The following is a 17,912-nucleotide window of genomic DNA, read 5'->3' on the forward strand; positions in this document are numbered from 1 at the left end:
GCTAAAAAGAGTGGGGGAAACCTCACTCTTTTGTCTTGTTTGTTTTGTCACGTATAATAGAGACAAGATCAAGCTTTATAAAGTAAAGGAGATGTTGGCGATGGGGACTTTATTTTACGGCGGCAAAATATATACGATGCTAAAAGAGGGTGAACATGTAGAAAGCGTATATGTAGAAAAAGGATTCATTAAAGATATAGGCGCAGAAAAAGATCTAAGAATCAAATGGGGTGCTGAGATTAACAAAGAAGTACACCTCAAAGGATATCCAATGTATCCGGGCTTTGTAGATAGCCATCTTCATTTAATTGGTCACGGTGAAAAGCTACTTAGGCTTGATTTGTCTCAAGCTACTTCTAGGGAAGACGTGCTGATGCGCGTTCGACAAAAAGTAGAGAGTACACCAAAAGGAGAATGGGTAATTGGAGAAGGGTGGGATGAAAATCAGTGGGAAGATTCCTCTTTGATTCAGTATCAAGATCTTGATCAACTTTCAACTGAACATCCGATTATGTTGAAGCGAGTCTGTCGTCACGGATTAGTAGTAAACGGGACTGCTCTTAAAATAGCCGGGATTACAGCTGAAACACGTGACCCGGAAGGAGGTATTATCCAGAGGGATGCAGCAGGAAATCCTACTGGTTTTTTGGCTGATCAAGCGCAAGAATTAGTAACGGGTCATATTCCTCAAGTATCAGAAGCATACATTCGACAAGCTCTTTCAGTAGCCATTAAAGATTGTGTTCAGCACGGATTGACGGGTGGACATACGGAAGATTTAAATTATTATGGAGGCTTTTTGCGTGCATATCAAGCATTTCAAGACGTTATTCATAAAGAAAAGCAGCTGTTTCGTGCTCATTTACTTGTTCATCATGAAGCGGTAGATGATATGTATACATACCTTGAAAAAAAGAAAGACACATCCGCTTTTATTGAAATAGGGCCAATGAAAATTTTTGCTGATGGTTCTCTCGGCAGTCAATCTGCTCTTTTAAGCTTTCCATACAAAAGCGACCCATCTACAAGAGGTATAGCTATTCAATCACTAGATGAATTAAAACAGCTAGTGAGAAAAGCAAGAGAATTGGGCATGACGGTTGCAATTCATGCGATTGGTGATTTAGCGTTTCAATATGTAGTAGAAAGCATCGAACAATATCCTCCTCAAACAGGGCAAAGAGATCGTATTATTCATGCGCAAATTCTACGAAAAGATTTAGTTGAGCGTGTAAAAAAGCTCCCGGTTGTATTGGATATTCAGCCTCGGTTTTTAGCCAGTGATTTTCCATGGGTCATTGAAAAAATTGGAGAAGAGCATTTGGACTATTGCTATGCGTGGAAAACGTTATTGGACGAGGGCGTTATGTGTGCAGGCGGATCGGATGCGCCTATTGAACCTATCAATCCCATGTTAACAATTCATGCAGCAGTTTCTAGAAAAACTTCTCCAAATAGCTCGGTCGTTTACATACCGTCTGAGCGACTTACAGTATTTGAAGCTGTTCAGCTGTTTACTTTAGGAAGCGCGCAGGCCATTCATCAAGAGGACAAAAAAGGATATGTTCAAAAAGGCTATGTAGCTGATTTTACCGTATTAGAAAGAGATCTGTTTAAGATACATGTAGATGATATCCCATCGGTACAGGTGCAGATGACTGCTATTAATGGAGAAATTGTATATCAAAAATAAAAAGCGCCCTTGGGCGCTTTTTATTATAGAAATGTACGCTTAACTCGTTGCCAGAAAGAGTTATCTTTCAGTTTAACCGTTTTAATTTGACGGTCGCTTAAACGAATTTGAACTTGATCAACTTGGCGTGCATTTAATGCTTCGTTATCTATTCCAATAATTGGACTGTGGTTGTTGTCATTGGATAGCTTTAAAGTGAGCGTATGCTCAGCGCTTAGGATGAATGAAGATCCTAATGTACGATAGTTATTATTATTTAACGATGCCAATTCGCTGACTTGCATACAAGGAATTAACGGATCAACTACGGCTCCACTTACCGATTTAGTATAAGCCGTACTGCCTGTTGGTGTTGAAATAATCATCCCATCCCCACGGAATGTTTCAAAGTGATTTTCATTAATAAAAACATCTAGACTGAGTGTTTTTATCACACCTGATCGAATCGAACATTCATTTAAGCAATAAAAAGAAGTTCCTTGATCAATTTGAGTTTGTAAAACGGGAAATCGACGTACTTCTATATTTTCTGTCGTAATAGCTTCAATCATTTTATCCGTTTCATCGATATGAAAATCGCAGTAAAAACTTAGTTGATCTGAAGTTGTGACACCAGCATATAAGCAGTCATCTCGAAAGCCAGATTGACGGACAGCCTGTAAGAAAGCGCCGTCACCGCCAATACTTACAATGATGTTAGCGCTGTCGAAATGATCTACTACTTGAAAGTCATATTGTTTTGCAAGTTCAATAAGTGGACTTACAAGCGCCTTTGTTTCCTGGTTTTTTGGATGAAAGAAATAAACGTTGCGACGATTTGGCATAGATAGTTCCCCCTTGTTTGTCTGATATGTAAAATATTAGCGATAAAGTAAACTTTTTAAAAAAAGTTTGTTACAATAATTATAGCATTATTGCTTTAAGAATTAAAAGAATAATCTTTTAATTCTGACACCTAAAAAGGAGGATTTTCATGAACAAAAAAAGGTGGATTGCTCTTTTAATTGCGGCCTGCTTATTCATTTTTTCTGCGATTGTTAATATTGGTTTTTCAGTCAAAGAAGAAAAAGATGACGGTCTGGCAGGCATCTTTGGAGGAGACGACAGTGAACTATCAGAAACAGTTATCGAAAAAGGGAATGCAGCTAAGAAAATTGCAGTGCTAGAGGTCAATGGAACGATTCAAGATACAGGAAGCGGTTCCTCTCCGCTTATGTCCCAAAATGGTTATAACCATCAAGCATTTTTAAAGCAGCTAGAGGCTGCAAAAAATGATAAGGCAGTTAAAGGAGTCATTATTAAGGTGAATTCACCGGGCGGCGGCGTCGTTGAAAGTGCTGAAATACATAAAAAAATTGAAGAGCTGAAGAAAGAAACGAAAAAGCCAGTGTATATTTCAATGGGATCAATGGCTGCTTCAGGAGGCTATTACATTTCAACAGCTGCTAATAAAATCTATGCAATCCCGGATACTTTAACAGGTTCACTAGGGGTAATTATGCAAAGCGTTAACTACGGCAAGCTGGCTGATAAACTAGGAGTAGAATCTGTCGTGATTAAAAGTGGGGCTCATAAAGATATTATGTCTCCAACAAGAGAAATGACCGGAGAAGAAAAAGAAATTATGCAAACACTTGTAGACAACTCGTACGATGGTTTCGTCAATGTTATCTCTGAGGGACGTCACTTGTCTAAAGAAAAAGTGCGTTCTATCGCAGATGGACGAGTGTACGATGGACGTCAGGCTAAAGAGCTGAAGCTGGTCGATCAACTAGGGTATTTTGAAGATGCGGTAACAGGAATGGAGAAAGATTATAAGTTAAAAGGTGCACAAGTAATTCAATACAATCAAGGATTCGGACTGCCTTCTTGGCTTTCAATGAGCATGCAAAAAGTAATAGGTGGAGATGAACAAGTCACTGCAATGTTAAAAACATTTGCGCAGCCAAGCTCTCCGCGCCTGATGTATTTATATGCAGAATAGAGGTGGGAACATGGAAAATCAGTCTCATTCAACCGAATCAAACGACAATATAAAACATGAGCCAGCGGTAAGTACTCCAATAGGTAGTGAATTCCATTATGCAGGATTTTGGATGCGCTTTTGGGCATACCTTTTAGATCTAGCCGTGGTAGCTAGCTTGAACTCTCTGCTGATCAAGCCCATTTTCCATTTAGCAGGTATTTCTCGAGGAGATGGATTTTTTTCTCCCTATACGATTGTAACGGTTATTATCTTTTATGGTTATTTTGTTTTAATGACCAAGTATTTTGGCCAAACGCTTGGAAAAATGGTGTTTGGGCTTAAAGTAGTATCGCTGAAAGACTCCACTTTAACTTGGCCTGTTGTGCTGTTTCGTGAAGGAGTTGGACGTTATATTTCTAAAACGGTTTTTTTGCTTGGCTATTTATTAGTTGCGTTTTTACCTAAGAAGCAAGGAGCTCATGATTACTACGCAGATACAACTGTTATACATGAAGGTACAATCAGCAGATAATAAAAAGAGGCTGGAACAAAAGGATTTTAGACGAAGTGAATAACGAACCACTGATCAAGACTTTTGATTAGTGGTTCTTTTTTTTTTGTTATGGTAAACGCAGGTTTCATTTGTTTAGATTCTTCTAGAAGTTGATTGGATTCATTTCGTTATGTCTCAACCTCTTTTTATTGTTTCCATAAGGTTTAATATTCTGTGTTTTGGAGATAATGTGAAGCTAAGAAGGAGTGAAGGATGTGCTATGGCTTTTATGGATATTGCTAGCACTTTTAATTGTTATTGTACTTATTGTATGGACAAAAATCACGCTATTTGTAGATCTTCACCATGTCCGAGATAACGATTATTACAGAGTGAGACTCAGGGCTTGGTTTGGTCTTATTCGCTATACATATGAAATTCCGGTAGTGAAAGTGAAAAAAGATTCTCCTCGTTTGCTTGTTGAAAAGAAGAAAGGAATGGGTGATCAAGGAAAAGAAGACGAGAATTCATGGAGTGATTATTCTGTAGAAGACGGGCTAAGCATGTTAGAAAATGCGAAGCAATTCCTTGAACAGGTAGTCGGTTTTCATAAAATTTTTCGTCGTTTCTTACAGAAAGTGACGGTAAGTGATATTAGATGGCACAGCCGTTTCGGTTTAGGTGATGCTGCGTTAACAGGCGTACTTACCGGCGCTGTATGGTCTGCAAAGGGGGGCATAGTTGGTATAATCAGCCGTTATATGAAATTAAAAGATATGCCTGTCATGAGCGTTACTCCTGTATTTCAACATCTTTGGTCAGAAACGGTATTTGAGTGCATAATTTCTTTTCGAGTTGGTCAAGCTATTCTAGTAGGTTTACGGACCTTGAGATATTGGCGGCATACGTCCAAAAAGCGTCGCAAAAGATGGAAGTCGTCAAATAAGAACAAGACACACTCTGTGAAAACATAAGGAGGTTATCTTAATGGCAGAACATCCAATTAAAAGTTTAATGTCGACAGCTATGGAAAATTTAAAGGAAATGATTGATGTCAATACAATCATTGGTGATCCTGTAGAAACACCTGATGGCAGTGTTATTTTAACTGTCTCAAAAGTCGGTTTTGGTTTTGCAGCGGGCGGAAGCGAGTTTGGAGTAGAAGGACATGCACCATCTTCTCCAGGACAGCACCAGCAAGAATCAGCTCATCCGTTTGGCGGAGGTAGCGGTGGCGGTGTATCGATTACGCCAATCGCCTTTTTAATTGTGAGTGGAAGCGGAATTAAAATGCTTCACCTTAACGAAAGTACACATTTATATGAAAAGATTCTAGATACAGCACCTCAAGCGATTGAACGCGTGCAGCAAATGTTCAAGCGCAACAATCATCAGCAGGATCAGCACAATCAACAAAGTCAGCATCATGACAGTTCAAATGATTTTAATTTGTAGAAATAATATAAAGCTTTGCTTGCTTCTTTAAACGGTAAAAGAAGCAGGCGAAGTCTTTTTTTTTTGCGCTTATTTTTTAGGATACAGCTCCATGTTTTGTATGTCATTTAATTGCAATATAGAGACAGACAAGCTAATATGAACAGTGTACATACTTATTTAAAGGAGGAATTATTCGTGACTAAATTTAAAGGTAACGATGTAACATTATTAGGAAATCAAGTAAAGGTTGGAGACAAGGCGCCAAACTTTACGGTTTTAGCAAATGATTTATCAGAAGTAACGCTTGACAGCACAAAGGGTTCTGTTCGCCTAATTAGTGTAGTTCCTTCTATTGATACTGGAGTTTGTGATGCGCAAACTCGTCGCTTCAACGAAGAAGCAGCTAAATTAGATAACGTAAAAGTATTAACAGTAAGCGTAGATTTACCGTTTGCTCAAAAGCGCTGGTGTGGTGCTAATGGCATTGATAATGTTCAAACTTTATCTGACCACCGCGACTTATCATTCGGAGAAGCATATGGTGTAGCTATTCAAGAATTACGCTTATTAGCTCGTTCAATCTTTGTAGTAGACTCAAATGACAACGTAACGTATGTTGAGTACTTACCAGAAGTAACTGAGCATCCGAACTACGAAGCAGCAATCGAAGCAGCTAAAACAGCTAAGTAAGATTGTCAGTGGCGTTCGGCAGAAGGCGGAAAACAATGTTTTTCGCCTTCTTTGTGTTTTAAGAAGTTTTTATGATAAAATATGATGTTCCAAATAGGACGTTTACTCATTTATATAGATATTATTTCATTACACAGGAGGCAGAATATGAGTCAGTTAGCTAGTATGGAAAAGCTATTTGGTGTAATTGATCAAACAGCTATTATTTTAAGAAAAGAACTAAACTGCGTATATTTAGAAGCAGTAGCTGAAACGGGAGAAAATTTGTTTCAAGGAACTATTTTACAAGAAGAGCTAGATGAGGTAACTAAAAAACGTTTAAAAAAAGAATACGATTCAATCACGCTTGATCATTTTGAAAAAGAAACGATTCGAAAAGCGTATCAGCTGGCTATTTTAAAAGGCATGAAAGAAGCAGTTCAGCCTAACCATCAAATGACGCCTGATGCTGTAGGACTATTTGTCAGCTATCTAGTTGGGAAGTTCATGTCAGGAAAAGATAAATATACGCTTTTAGATCCCGCAGTAGGAGCAGGGAATTTATTAACAACCATTTTAAACACACACGCTGCGTCAATTGAACACGTATACGGTGTAGACGTGGATGATTTATTACTTCAATTAACATATGTAAATGCAAATTTACAGAAGCACGGCGTTCAATTATTCAATCAAGACAGCTTACAGCCGCTTTTTATTGATCCTGTGGATTTAGTTGTCTGTGACCTGCCGGTTGGTTATTATCCAAACGACGAAGGGGCAAAAGAGTATAAGGTAAGAGCTGAAGAAGGTCACACTTATGCTCATCACTTATTTATTGAACAAAGCTTGCGCCATGTAAAAGACGGAGGATACGTAGTGGCTCTTATTCCAAATAACTTGTTTGAATCTGAACAGTCTCATTTATTACAGCCGCTCTTAAAAGAGGAAGCAATCGTGCAAGGGATTATTCAGCTGCCGCTTTCAATGTTCAAACAAGAGCAGGCTGCTAAAAGTATTATGGTTCTTCAAAAACAGGGAGAAGGAGTAACAGCAGCTGAAAACGCGCTGCTTGTGAATTTGCCGAAGTTCAGCAATCGAGAAGCAATGAGTGATATTATGGCTCAAATGGACCAATGGTTCCGAGTGAATAAAAAGTAAGTCTTTTTCGAAAATAATGAATATTTATCGGTAGCGTTTTCATGATGTATAGCTCTTGAAATCTATTGTCGTGAATGATTAAATGAATAAGGATAGAAATCGTGTCGAAATGCATAGAATATTGTAGAGATTACACTTTTATGTTCTGTTCGTTATGTTTATGATGCACGTATAATAAAGAAGGAGCTGTTTTTTTATGTCAAAAATCATGGCAATCAACGCCGGCAGTTCTTCACTTAAGTTTCAATTATTTGAAATGCCAAGTGAGACGGTATTAACAAAAGGTTTAGTAGAACGAATTGGTTTAGATAACGCTGTTTTCACGATCTCGGTAAATGGTGAAAAACAAACGGATATTACAGAAATCCCTGACCATGCTGTTGCAGTTAAAATTTTAGTTGAAAAGTTACTTTCTCAAAACATCATTCAATCATACGATGAAATCACTGGTGTAGGTCACCGTGTAGTACACGGCGGAGAGAAATTTGCTGATTCTGTTTTAATCACAGATGAAACACTAGCGGAAATTGAAGCTTTATCTGATTTAGCACCGCTTCACAACCCAGCAAACATTGTGGGAATTAAAGCGTTCCAAGATATTCTTCCAAATGTTCCAGCTGTAGCAGTCTTCGATACAGCATTCCATCAAACAATGCCAGAAAAATCATTCTTGTACAGCTTACCGTACGAGTACTATGAAAAGTATGGCGTTCGTAAATACGGTTTCCACGGCACATCTCATAAATATGTTTCTGAGCGTGCAGCTGAGCTTCTTGGCCGTCCAATCGAACAATTGCGCTTAATTTCTTGTCACTTAGGTAACGGTGCAAGTATCGCTGCAATTGAAGGCGGCAAGTCAATTGATACATCAATGGGCTTCACACCATTAGCTGGTGTAGCAATGGGAACTCGTTCAGGTAACATTGACCCTGCATTAATTCCATTTATTATGGAGAAAACAGGAAAAACTGCTGACGAAGTATTAAATGTATTAAATAAAGAAAGTGGTCTTTTAGGTGTATCTGGTATTTCTAGTGACCTACGCGATCTAATCAAAGCAAGCGCTGAAGGCAATGAACGCGCTGAAACAGCACTTGAAGTATTTGCTAGCCGTATTCATAAATATATCGGTTCTTATGCTGCTCGTATGTCTGGTGTAGATGCAATCATCTTCACAGCAGGTATTGGAGAAAACAGTGATGTTGTACGTGCTCGCGTTCTTCGCGGTTTAGAGTTCATGGGCGTTTATTGGGATCCAGCTTTAAATAGTGTACAAGGAGAAGAAGCATTTATTAGCTACCCTCATTCTCCAGTTAAAGTTATGGTTATTCCTACGGACGAAGAAGTTATGATTGCACGTGACGTTACTCGTTTAGCGAATATTTAAGTTCATAAAGTGCCTCTTCAATGCATGAATTCTCATAAATTGTCAGGCAAACTAACGAAAAGCTGATTTCCTTGTTAGGAAATCAGCTTTTTTATATAGCGTCAGTAGCTGACGGTTAAAAGAAGGTTTACAACGTATAGAAGAAAGAAATAATATAGGAAGCAAAATGTAACGGATGTATTATTTGTTATAATAAAAATAAAACTACTTATTTCTTGAAAGGGTGACATGATGATACTAACGAATCGCGAAGAACAGCTTTTAGAAGAAATCTATAAATGGGAAGAGAGCTTACAGAGTGTAGAAGCAACTGAGATGGAGTTATTATACGAAGAGTGGTTAGAAAAAGGGCTTAACTTAATTCCAACTTCTGTTCGCGAGACCTATTTACATAAAATTGATGAGGGACTCTTTCAGTTAACTGCATTAATTCAAGGTACGGAAATGCAAACTCAAGCGACAAAACGAATTATTGAAACTGCTCGTGTATTCAAAGAGGATATCACAGATCTGTCAGAAATGAATTCCCTTCAAGTAGATCAGCTTTCTTATATATGCGAACAGCAAATGGCCAAGCTTCGATTGTATGCGCTGAGTCAAGGAGCACTTTCAGGAACCGGACAATCGCTGCTGGTCGGTATTGATATACCTGCTGTTTTATGCATGAATATTCAAGCGGTGCAACAGGCAGCAATGAGCTATGGCTATCATATCCAGACTCCTTCAGAGCTGATGCTAACGCTAAAAGTTTTCCATGCAGCAACGCTACCTAGACACCTTCAGGCAGAGGGGTGGCATCAATTAAAGAGTGAGTTAAGCCAAGAATTTGACCCTTATTTTTATGAAGGTGTTGATCAAATTGTAGATAAAACGTGGCTGCAAAAAATTGTTGTGCAAATCGGGAAAACGCTAGCTATATTGGCTGCAAAAAGAAAAGTTTACAATCGTTTGCCAGTGGTGAGTATGATGGTTGGCGGAGGTATGAATTACCGAATGGCCAAGCAAGTGACAGATTATGCAAAGCGCTTTTATCAATACCGCTATTTGCTGGATAAGAAAAACGAGTCTCATTAATTTTTCATGAGACTCGTTTTTTTGTCTATCCGTGAACTTTTTTTGATATTTCCTCATTTGTTCGATACCAAATCCACAAATCATTAATAATAGAAGCAAGCTCTCCTATCTCGCTATTTAATTCACAGGAGCGGATAAAATTAGTCTCATCTTCTAACGCCGCTTGTTTTTGATTAATACTCGTTTCTAAAGATAGAATTTTGTCTGGAATCTGCCCCCGAATGGATTCCCATGTTAGGAGAATATCCTGCTGAACTTTTTCAGAATAGAATGTCCATTCTCTTTCAAGAGCAGGAATTTTTATACCGAGTCTGTTGTCATAAGTAAAAAAGCGCTCCATTTTTTCACCTCTTCCCTTCCATTTTATACAATGACAAAAGCCAGAGCTACTGTAAGTGAAAAATAAATCATTTATACTTGGTTTATGCATATAAATATACACAGTATGTAAGAAAGGAATATCCATTCATGTTTATTTTTACAGTATTTTAAGAGATTTTACCCTGTTAAATTAAAATAAATGTGAATTTATATACTTTTTTTTGAATAACTATTGAAAATAGATTAAAAAGTTGTTAAAGTAATAGTAGATTAAATGAATAAAAATTAAAACGTTTGTATTAATATATATATAATTTGTAGGAGGAATAGATAATGAGTAATCCAAAAGTTGTTTTAGCATATTCCGGAGGTTTAGATACGTCAGTTGCAATTAAATGGTTACAGGAAAAAGGGTACGATGTGGTAGCTTGCTGTTTAGATGTAGGCGAAGGAAAAGATTTAAAATTCGTTAAAGAAAAGGCCTTAACAGTTGGAGCGGTATCATCATATGTGATTGATGCAAAAGAAGAATATGCCAATACATTTGCGTTAGCAGCACTTCAAGCACACACATTATATGAAGGAAAATATCCATTAGTATCTGCACTATCTAGACCGCTAATCGCTAAAAAGCTTGTAGAAGTAGCGGAACAAGAAAATGCAGTAGCTGTCGCACATGGATGTACGGGAAAAGGAAATGACCAAGTGCGTTTCGAAGTATCAATTAAAGCATTAAATCCACACTTAGAAGTTTTAGCTCCTGTTCGTGACTGGAAATGGTCTCGTGAAGAAGAAATCGAGTATGCAAAAGAAAAGAATATTCCAATTCCAATTAACTTAGACAGCCCATTTTCAATTGACCAAAACTTATGGGGAAGAAGTAATGAGTGTGGCGTTCTTGAAGATCCTTGGGCAGCTCCACCTGAAGAAGCATATGACCTAACGGCTTCTCTTGAAAACACTCCGGACACAGCGGATGTAGTGGAAATTGAATTCGTTGAAGGTGTTCCCGTATCATTAAACGGTCAATCTTACACGCTAGCTCAGTTAATTCTAGAATTGAACGAAATTGCGGGTAAGCACGGAGTCGGACGTATTGACCATGTAGAAAACCGTCTTGTGGGAATTAAATCACGTGAAGTATATGAGTGTCCAGCTGCTATGACATTAATTAAAGCGCACAAAGAGCTTGAAGATTTAACATTAGTGAAAGAAGTAGCGCACTTCAAACCAGTAATTGAGAAAAAATTAACAGAAGTTATCTATGAAGGTTTATGGTTCTCTCCATTAACAAATTCACTGCTTGCATTCTTAAAAGATACGCAGCAATATGTGAACGGAACAGTGAGAGTAAAACTATTTAAAGGGCATGCTATCGTAGAGGGACGTAAATCTCCTAATTCTTTATACAATGAAAAACTTGCAACATATACAAAAGAAGATGAATTTGATCACAATGCAGCAGTTGGTTTCATCTCATTATGGGGACTTCCAACACAAGTGAGTAGCATGGTAAATCAAAAGAAGGTGACAACGGTATGACCAAACTTTGGGGAGGGCGTTTTACGAAACGCCCTGAACAATGGATTGACGAGTTCGGTGCGTCGATTTCATTTGATCAGCATCTTGTAGAAGAAGATATTGAAGGCAGTTTAGCACATGTAACAATGCTTGAGAAATGCAGTATTCTTTCTGGAGATGAAGCGTCACAAATTAAAAAAGGCCTTCAAACACTGCTTGAAAAAGCTAAGAAGAAAGAATTAACATTTTCTGCTCAATATGAAGATATTCATTTGAATTTAGAAAAGTTATTAATTGATGAAATTGGTCCGGTTGGAGGAAAGCTTCATACGGGTCGAAGCCGTAATGATCAAGTTGCTACAGATATGCACTTATATTTAAAAAAGCATGTTCAGCAAATTGTAGGGCTGATTGAAAATCTAGAAGATGTACTGCTTACAAAAGCAGATCAGCATGTTGAAACCATTTTTCCAGGTTACACACATTTACAGCGCGCGCAGCCGGTTTCTTTTGCTCATCATTTAATGGCTTATGTTTCAATGTTCAAGCGCGATGCTGAACGTTATGCGGAATCACTGAAGCGTATTGATTTATCTCCTTTAGGAGCAGGAGCTTTAGCTGGTACGACATTCCCAATTGATCGTCACTATAGCGCGGAGCTTCTAGGCTTTAATGGGATTTATCAGAACAGTATGGATGCTGTGAGCGATCGTGACTTTATTTTAGAGTTTTTAAGCAACAGTTCTATTTTAATGATGCATTTATCTCGTTTTTGTGAAGAGTTAATTTTATGGTCTAGTCAAGAATTTCAATTTATTGAAATGGATGATACGTACGCAACGGGCAGCAGTATTATGCCTCAAAAGAAAAATCCTGATATGGCGGAGTTAATTCGTGGTAAAACAGGACGAGTATATGGTCATTTATTTAGCTTATTGACTGTGTTAAAAGGCACGCCTTTAACATACAACAAAGACTTGCAAGAAGATAAAGAAGGCATGTTCGATACGGTTACAACGATTGAAGGATGTTTGACCATTTTTGCTGGCATGATCGAAACAATGACAGTAAAAACAAATGTTATGGAAAAAGCTACGAAACAAGATTTTTCAAATGCAACGGAATTAGCTGACTATCTTGCTTCAAAAGGTATGCCGTTTCGTGAAGCACATGAAGTGGTTGGGAAACTGGTTCTCGTTTGTATTCAGAAAAATATCTACCTAATGGATTTGCCTCTTGAGCAATATAAGGAAGCGTCAGATTTATTCGAGGAAGACATCTATCATGTATTAAGTCCAAAAACAGCTGTTAATCGCCGCAATAGCGCGGGAGGAACAGGATTTGAACAAGTAAAAAAAGCAATTCAGCTAGCTAAAGATGAATTGCATGAAAAAACATCGATATAAAAAAGTTATCAAAACGTCCGCAGAAAAATCTGCGGGCGTTTTTTGATGTGAGATAAATGGTATAACTAGAGCATTTAAGAAGAAAATAGAAAAGATCATGTAAGGGATTATGAAGTAAAGTTCACACTCGTAAAGAAAATAAAGTGAAAAAGGAGAAGTGACATATGAAAGACAAAAAACATCCGCAGCATGTATATGAATATGATTTCGAAGGAGAAAAAGAGACATCAAGACAGCTAATGGATTCTTATTCAAGCGGCGTCATTGGCGATGCTATGGCTTCTGTAGTCGAAAATCCAGAAGCACAGAGTGATAACGAACTATATGAATAACTAGATGCATATACTGTATATAGACTAAGAAAAGCAGGATTATGCTGAGCTCTATCGAAAGGTAACGTCATAGTAAATCCGGTTTTCTAAAGGATTTGGTGTGGCGTTCTTTTTTCAGTTAATCACTGATATAAGAAAAGAGGGATAAAGGTGAAAATTGGAGTGCCGAAAGAAGTAAAAAACAATGAAAATCGCGTGGCTATTACTCCAGCTGGTGTTACAGCTTTAGTTAACGGTGGGCATGATGTATATATTGAAACACAGGCAGGAGAAGGCTCTGGATTCCATGATGAAGATTACACAAATGCAGGAGCTTCTATTGTAAATACTGCAAAAGAAGCGTGGGATGCTGAAATGGTTATGAAAGTAAAAGAACCGATTTCAGAAGAATACGGATATTTTCGTGAAGGACTTATTTTGTTTACCTATTTACATTTGGCAGCTGAAGAAGCATTAACGAAAGCATTGATTGATAAAAAGGTGGTAGGCATCGCTTATGAAACTGTACAGCTTCCAAACAAAAGCTTACCTCTGTTAACTCCGATGAGTGAAGTTGCAGGAAGAATGTCTTCTCAGATTGGAGCTCAATTTTTGGAGAAAACCAAAGGTGGCAAAGGGATTTTATTAAGTGGAGTTCCAGGCGTGCAAAGAGGAAAAGTAACAATTATTGGAGGAGGAGTAGCAGGAACTAATGCTGCTAAAATTGCGGTCGGATTAGGGGCTGATGTTACAATAATTGATTTAAACGCTGATCGCCTTCGCCAGCTTGATGATTTATTTGGTAAAGAAGTGACGACATTAATGTCAAATCACTACAATATCGCACAATCTGTAAAAGAGTCAGATTTAGTGATAGGAGCGGTTCTCATACCGGGAGCTAAAGCGCCAAAGCTTGTCACAGAGGAAATGGTTCAAACGATGTCAAAAGGGTCCGTTGTAGTTGATATTGCTATTGATCAAGGGGGGATTTTTGAAACAACTGATCGCATTACCACTCACGATAACCCGACTTATTCGAAGCATGAGGTCTTGCATTATGCTGTTGCTAATATGCCAGGAGCTGTTCCACGCACGTCGACCTTGGCACTGACCAACGTAACGGTGCCTTATGCTCTGCAAATAGCAAGTCAGGGATATAAAAAAGCGTGCTTAAAAAACCCTTCCCTTCTTCAAGGCATCAACACCCTAAATGGGTTTGTCACTTACGCGGCTGTAGCAGATGCACACGGTCTCACTTACGCTGATGCAACAACTTTATTAGAGCAAGCATAATAAGGCATGTTTTTGCGCAGTTTGTGATATGATAGCCGCGTATTCACTTGTTTTGTAACTAAAACGGACGGGTAGAATATAGAAAAGGTTAGTGTAAAAGGAGAGAATAACTGATGCACGTTTCTTATCATGGACATTCTGTTGTTAAAATTGAAACAAAAGGAAAAACAATTTTAATTGACCCGTTTATCACTGGAAATGAATTAACAGATTTAAATGCTGAAGATGTAAAAGCAGATGTGATTTTACTGACTCATGGCCATAATGATCATGTAGGCGACACGGTGGAAATTGCTAAGCGCAGCGGTGCACTTGTTGTGGCAGTAGCAGAATTAGCTACATATCTTAGCTGGCAAGGCTTAAACGTACATCCAATGAGCATAGGCGGAGCCTATACATTTGATTTTGGCACGGTGAAATTGACCCAAGCTTTCCACGGTTCAAGTTATACAGAAAATAATGAGAAAATTATTTACACAGGAATGCCGGCTGGTTTGCTTTTAACGATTGAAGGAAAGACAATTTATCATGCTGGAGATACGGCTTTATTTTCTGATTTGAAGTTAATTGGTCGCCATGAGCCTGACGTAGCATTTCTTCCAATTGGAGATAACTTTACAATGGGACCTGAAGATGCAGCTATCGCAGCGGAATGGGTGCAGGCAAAACTTGTTGTGCCAATTCACTACAATACATTTCCTGTAATCAAGCAAGATCCTCATCAATTTGTTGAGTCTTTATCTGATATTGAAGGAAAAGTATTAAAAGTTGGAGAAGGATTGGATCTTTAATCATAAATAGAGGCTGAGACAAAACGATTTCAGTTAAAGTTAAAAAAGAACGAGTAATCGATATTATCGATCACTCGTTCTTTTTTTATTGTTAAGGTGAACGTAGGTTTCATATATGTAGCGGCTTCTAGCTGTTGATTGGAGGGCAAGACGAAGACTCCCGCGGAAAGCGAAGTCTTGCACGCAAATCAACTGCGGTGTCACAAGCGGTTCAGCTCATGTCTCACATTTGTTCGTCTTTAGATTGAATCGATGCAGTTATGTCTTAATCTCTTTTTATTTGCAAAGAAACGTTCTGCTTTTTTTACTTCCCTGCATACGATAGTAATAATAAGGAGGGAGAGCTATGGAAAAAAATCGAGTTATTTTATCGCTTTTACTATGCGGAGTGATGCTTTACTATGCAATGCCGCACTTAGTGTTAACAACTTCGAGTTTGCAAGGGATTTTTAGTATAAGCTGGCTTACCTTTGCTCTTTTTGTAGCCGGAGGCAATTTGTCATCACTGCTTTATGCACCGCGCCGCAAGAAGGCAAGTATTCAAAAAAATAGTGCGAGAAAGCCTTTGCGTCAAAGAGGTTAGATTGAATCCATTTCACTTCCCCCGTATAATAAAAGAAAAGACATATGAAACGTAAAAACGTTTTAGAAGGGTGAAGTACACGTGGCGACAAAACATGAGCAAATTTTACAGTATATCGATTCGCTTCCAATTGGTGAAAAAATTTCAGTGCGCCAAATTGCCAAAGAACTGAATGTCAGTGAAGGCACGGCGTACCGAGCAATAAAAGACGCGGAAAATAAAGGATATGTTTCAACGATTGAACGAGTTGGGACCATTCGAATTGAACGAAAGAAAAAAGAAAACATTGAAAAGCTCACGTTTGCTGAAGTAGTAAACATCGTGGATGGACAAGTGCTGGGCGGACGTGAAGGCTTGCATAAAACGTTAAACAAGTTTGTTATTGGAGCGATGAAGCTTGATGCTATGATGAGATATACCGAGGCCGGAAACCTTCTTATCGTAGGGAATCGAGTAAACGCTCATGAATTAGCTCTTGAAGCAGGAGCAGCCGTGTTAATTACGGGCGGCTTTGATACGGAAGAATGGGTTAAGAAGCTTGCGGATGATCTTAAGCTTCCTATTATTTCAACGAGCTATGACACGTTTACAGTTGCAACGATGATTAACCGTGCTATTTATGATCAGCTGATAAAAAAAGAAATTGTGCTTGTAGAGGATATTTTAACACCTATCTCTGAAGCGGTTAGCTTGCAGTTAACCGATACGATTGAAAAATGGCATGAATGTAACGATAAGACTCACCACAGTCGTTTTCCTGTAGTGGATCAGCATATGAAAGTTCACGGTATGGTCACCTCAAAAGATGTTATTGGATATGACCTTTCTACTTCAATTGAAAAAGTAATGACGAAAAATCCGATGACGGTTCACGGGAAAACATCGGTCGCTTCTTCTGCGCATATGATGGTATGGGAAGGGATTGAAGTGCTGCCTGTAGTGGATGATTACCACCGGCTAGAGGGCATTATCAGTCGTCAAGATGTTTTAAAGGCGCTGCAAATGATTCAGCGTCAACCGCAGGTAGGAGAAACCATTGACGACATTGTAACCAATCAATTTATGGATGTACAAGAGACAAAAGAAGCACCTGTGTATCGCTGTGAAGTAACGCCGCAAATGACGAATTATATGGGGACTATTTCATACGGAGTTTTCACTACTATTGTAACGGAAGCCGCCAATCGTGTTCTTCGCTTATATAAAAAAGGTGATTTGGTTATTGAAAACATCACCGTTTATTTTATTAAGCCAGTTCAAATTGAAAGCGTAATTGAAATTCGTCCTAAGCTATTAGAACTTGGTCGGAAGTTTGCTAAATTAGATGTAGAAGTCTACAATGCCGGGGTTGTAGTAGGGAAAGCGATGATGATGGCTCAGTTATTGGAAAGAGTATAAAAAAAGAAGCTGCTCTGCAGCTTCTTTTACATTTGATCAGCTTCTTTTATTACATAAGGCTGATAGTACTTGTAAGCTTTGATACCTGCTAATATGCTGCCTGAACCGAATAATACAAATAGTATGCCGATGATAAGCGAAAGGCTTGTTTCGTAAATAAACCATTGATTGATTCCAAAAAATAATACAAAAGAGCCAAGACAAATACTCGACTTAGCGGAAATCCACTTTCGTTCCATTGGGCGTTTCGAACGTACGTATTTTACTTTTAAATACATGTAGAAAACAAAGGACACAACGATTAAAATCATAAAAAATGGCACAGACGCCCCTCCAGTCCGGTGTATTTCTATCCGTAATGTTTCTAGATGCTAGTAATCAGTAGTGTTGAAAGTGTTTACAGTAGTA

Annotated in this window: 19 protein-coding genes; 16 read left to right on the forward strand and 3 right to left on the reverse strand. The window is 38.3% G+C overall.

Annotated elements, in window-relative coordinates:
• Positions 1–100: 100 nt before the first annotated feature.
• Complete coding sequence (locus ACFX4E_RS00500) at positions 101–1,693, forward strand: amidohydrolase (RefSeq protein WP_377259141.1); 1,593 nt, start codon at positions 101–103, stop codon at positions 1,691–1,693.
• 23 nt (positions 1,694–1,716) lie between these two features.
• Here ACFX4E_RS00500 and ACFX4E_RS00505 read toward each other — a convergent pair whose 3' ends face one another.
• A complete protein-coding gene (locus ACFX4E_RS00505; protein WP_028410511.1) occupies positions 1,717–2,517 on the reverse strand; it encodes an NAD kinase in 801 nt (266 codons plus the stop codon).
• Positions 2,518–2,666: 149 nt separating this feature from the next.
• Here ACFX4E_RS00505 and sppA point away from each other — a divergent pair, with 149 nt between their 5' ends.
• From sppA to ACFX4E_RS00545, 8 genes are all read left to right on the forward strand, one after another.
• The gene (gene sppA, locus ACFX4E_RS00510) at positions 2,667–3,677 is read left to right on the forward strand and encodes a signal peptide peptidase SppA (RefSeq protein ID WP_013059474.1); all 1,011 of its coding nucleotides are present in this window, start codon (positions 2,667–2,669) and stop codon (positions 3,675–3,677) included.
• Between the two features lie 10 nt (positions 3,678–3,687).
• Positions 3,688–4,191, forward strand: coding sequence for an RDD family protein (locus ACFX4E_RS00515; RefSeq protein WP_013059473.1), 504 nt, complete (start codon positions 3,688–3,690; stop codon positions 4,189–4,191).
• Between the two features lie 236 nt (positions 4,192–4,427).
• Positions 4,428–5,126 carry a DUF2953 domain-containing protein gene (locus ACFX4E_RS00520; protein WP_013059472.1) on the forward strand — a complete coding sequence of 233 codons (699 nt, stop codon included), beginning with the start codon at positions 4,428–4,430 and terminating at the stop codon, positions 5,124–5,126.
• A gap of 13 nt (positions 5,127–5,139) precedes the next feature.
• A complete protein-coding gene (gene ytfJ, locus ACFX4E_RS00525) occupies positions 5,140–5,607 on the forward strand; it encodes a GerW family sporulation protein (RefSeq protein WP_028410512.1) in 468 nt (155 codons plus the stop codon).
• A gap of 138 nt (positions 5,608–5,745) precedes the next feature.
• On the forward strand, positions 5,746–6,279 hold the full coding sequence (gene tpx, locus ACFX4E_RS00530; protein WP_042452765.1) for a thiol peroxidase: 534 nt from the start codon (positions 5,746–5,748) through the stop codon (positions 6,277–6,279).
• A 147-nt stretch (positions 6,280–6,426) separates the two neighbouring features.
• On the forward strand, positions 6,427–7,419 hold the full coding sequence (locus ACFX4E_RS00535) for a class I SAM-dependent methyltransferase (protein WP_377259138.1): 993 nt from the start codon (positions 6,427–6,429) through the stop codon (positions 7,417–7,419).
• Positions 7,420–7,615: 196 nt separating this feature from the next.
• Entirely contained in the window at positions 7,616–8,806 is a 1,191-nt protein-coding gene (locus ACFX4E_RS00540) for an acetate kinase (RefSeq protein ID WP_013059468.1), read from the forward strand.
• A 231-nt stretch (positions 8,807–9,037) separates the two neighbouring features.
• The gene (locus tag ACFX4E_RS00545; RefSeq protein WP_028410514.1) at positions 9,038–9,880 is read left to right on the forward strand and encodes an EcsC family protein; all 843 of its coding nucleotides are present in this window, start codon (positions 9,038–9,040) and stop codon (positions 9,878–9,880) included.
• Between the two features lie 25 nt (positions 9,881–9,905).
• Here ACFX4E_RS00545 and ACFX4E_RS00550 read toward each other — a convergent pair whose 3' ends face one another.
• Entirely contained in the window at positions 9,906–10,220 is a 315-nt protein-coding gene (locus ACFX4E_RS00550) for a hypothetical protein (RefSeq protein ID WP_098579189.1), read from the reverse strand.
• 314 nt (positions 10,221–10,534) lie between these two features.
• Here ACFX4E_RS00550 and ACFX4E_RS00555 point away from each other — a divergent pair, with 314 nt between their 5' ends.
• From ACFX4E_RS00555 to ACFX4E_RS00585, 7 genes are all read left to right on the forward strand, one after another.
• A complete protein-coding gene (locus ACFX4E_RS00555; protein WP_013059465.1) occupies positions 10,535–11,743 on the forward strand; it encodes an argininosuccinate synthase in 1,209 nt (402 codons plus the stop codon).
• The gene (argH, locus tag ACFX4E_RS00560) at positions 11,740–13,128 is read left to right on the forward strand and encodes an argininosuccinate lyase (RefSeq protein WP_013059464.1); all 1,389 of its coding nucleotides are present in this window, start codon (positions 11,740–11,742) and stop codon (positions 13,126–13,128) included. The genes ACFX4E_RS00555 and argH overlap by 4 nt, the downstream gene beginning before the upstream one ends.
• 164 nt (positions 13,129–13,292) lie before the next feature.
• Positions 13,293–13,460, forward strand: coding sequence for a hypothetical protein (locus ACFX4E_RS00565; protein ID WP_013059463.1), 168 nt, complete (start codon positions 13,293–13,295; stop codon positions 13,458–13,460).
• 150 nt (positions 13,461–13,610) lie between these two features.
• A complete protein-coding gene (gene ald / locus ACFX4E_RS00570; RefSeq protein ID WP_013059462.1) occupies positions 13,611–14,732 on the forward strand; it encodes an alanine dehydrogenase in 1,122 nt (373 codons plus the stop codon).
• A gap of 113 nt (positions 14,733–14,845) precedes the next feature.
• A complete protein-coding gene (locus tag ACFX4E_RS00575) occupies positions 14,846–15,523 on the forward strand; it encodes a metal-dependent hydrolase (protein ID WP_028410515.1) in 678 nt (225 codons plus the stop codon).
• A 346-nt stretch (positions 15,524–15,869) separates the two neighbouring features.
• Entirely contained in the window at positions 15,870–16,106 is a 237-nt protein-coding gene (locus ACFX4E_RS00580) for a hypothetical protein (protein ID WP_050688614.1), read from the forward strand.
• An 81-nt stretch (positions 16,107–16,187) separates the two neighbouring features.
• The gene (locus tag ACFX4E_RS00585; RefSeq protein ID WP_013059459.1) at positions 16,188–17,504 is read left to right on the forward strand and encodes a CBS domain-containing protein; all 1,317 of its coding nucleotides are present in this window, start codon (positions 16,188–16,190) and stop codon (positions 17,502–17,504) included.
• 26 nt (positions 17,505–17,530) lie between these two features.
• On the opposite strand, the gene ACFX4E_RS00590 is transcribed toward ACFX4E_RS00585, so the two are convergent.
• A complete protein-coding gene (locus tag ACFX4E_RS00590; RefSeq protein ID WP_060745481.1) occupies positions 17,531–17,827 on the reverse strand; it encodes a YtpI family protein in 297 nt (98 codons plus the stop codon).
• Positions 17,828–17,912 lie beyond the last annotated feature (85 nt).

This window comes from Priestia sp. YIM B13491, assembly GCF_042787605.1.
In the GTDB taxonomy this organism is placed as follows: Bacteria; Bacillota; Bacilli; order Bacillales; family Bacillaceae_H; genus Priestia; species Priestia megaterium_E.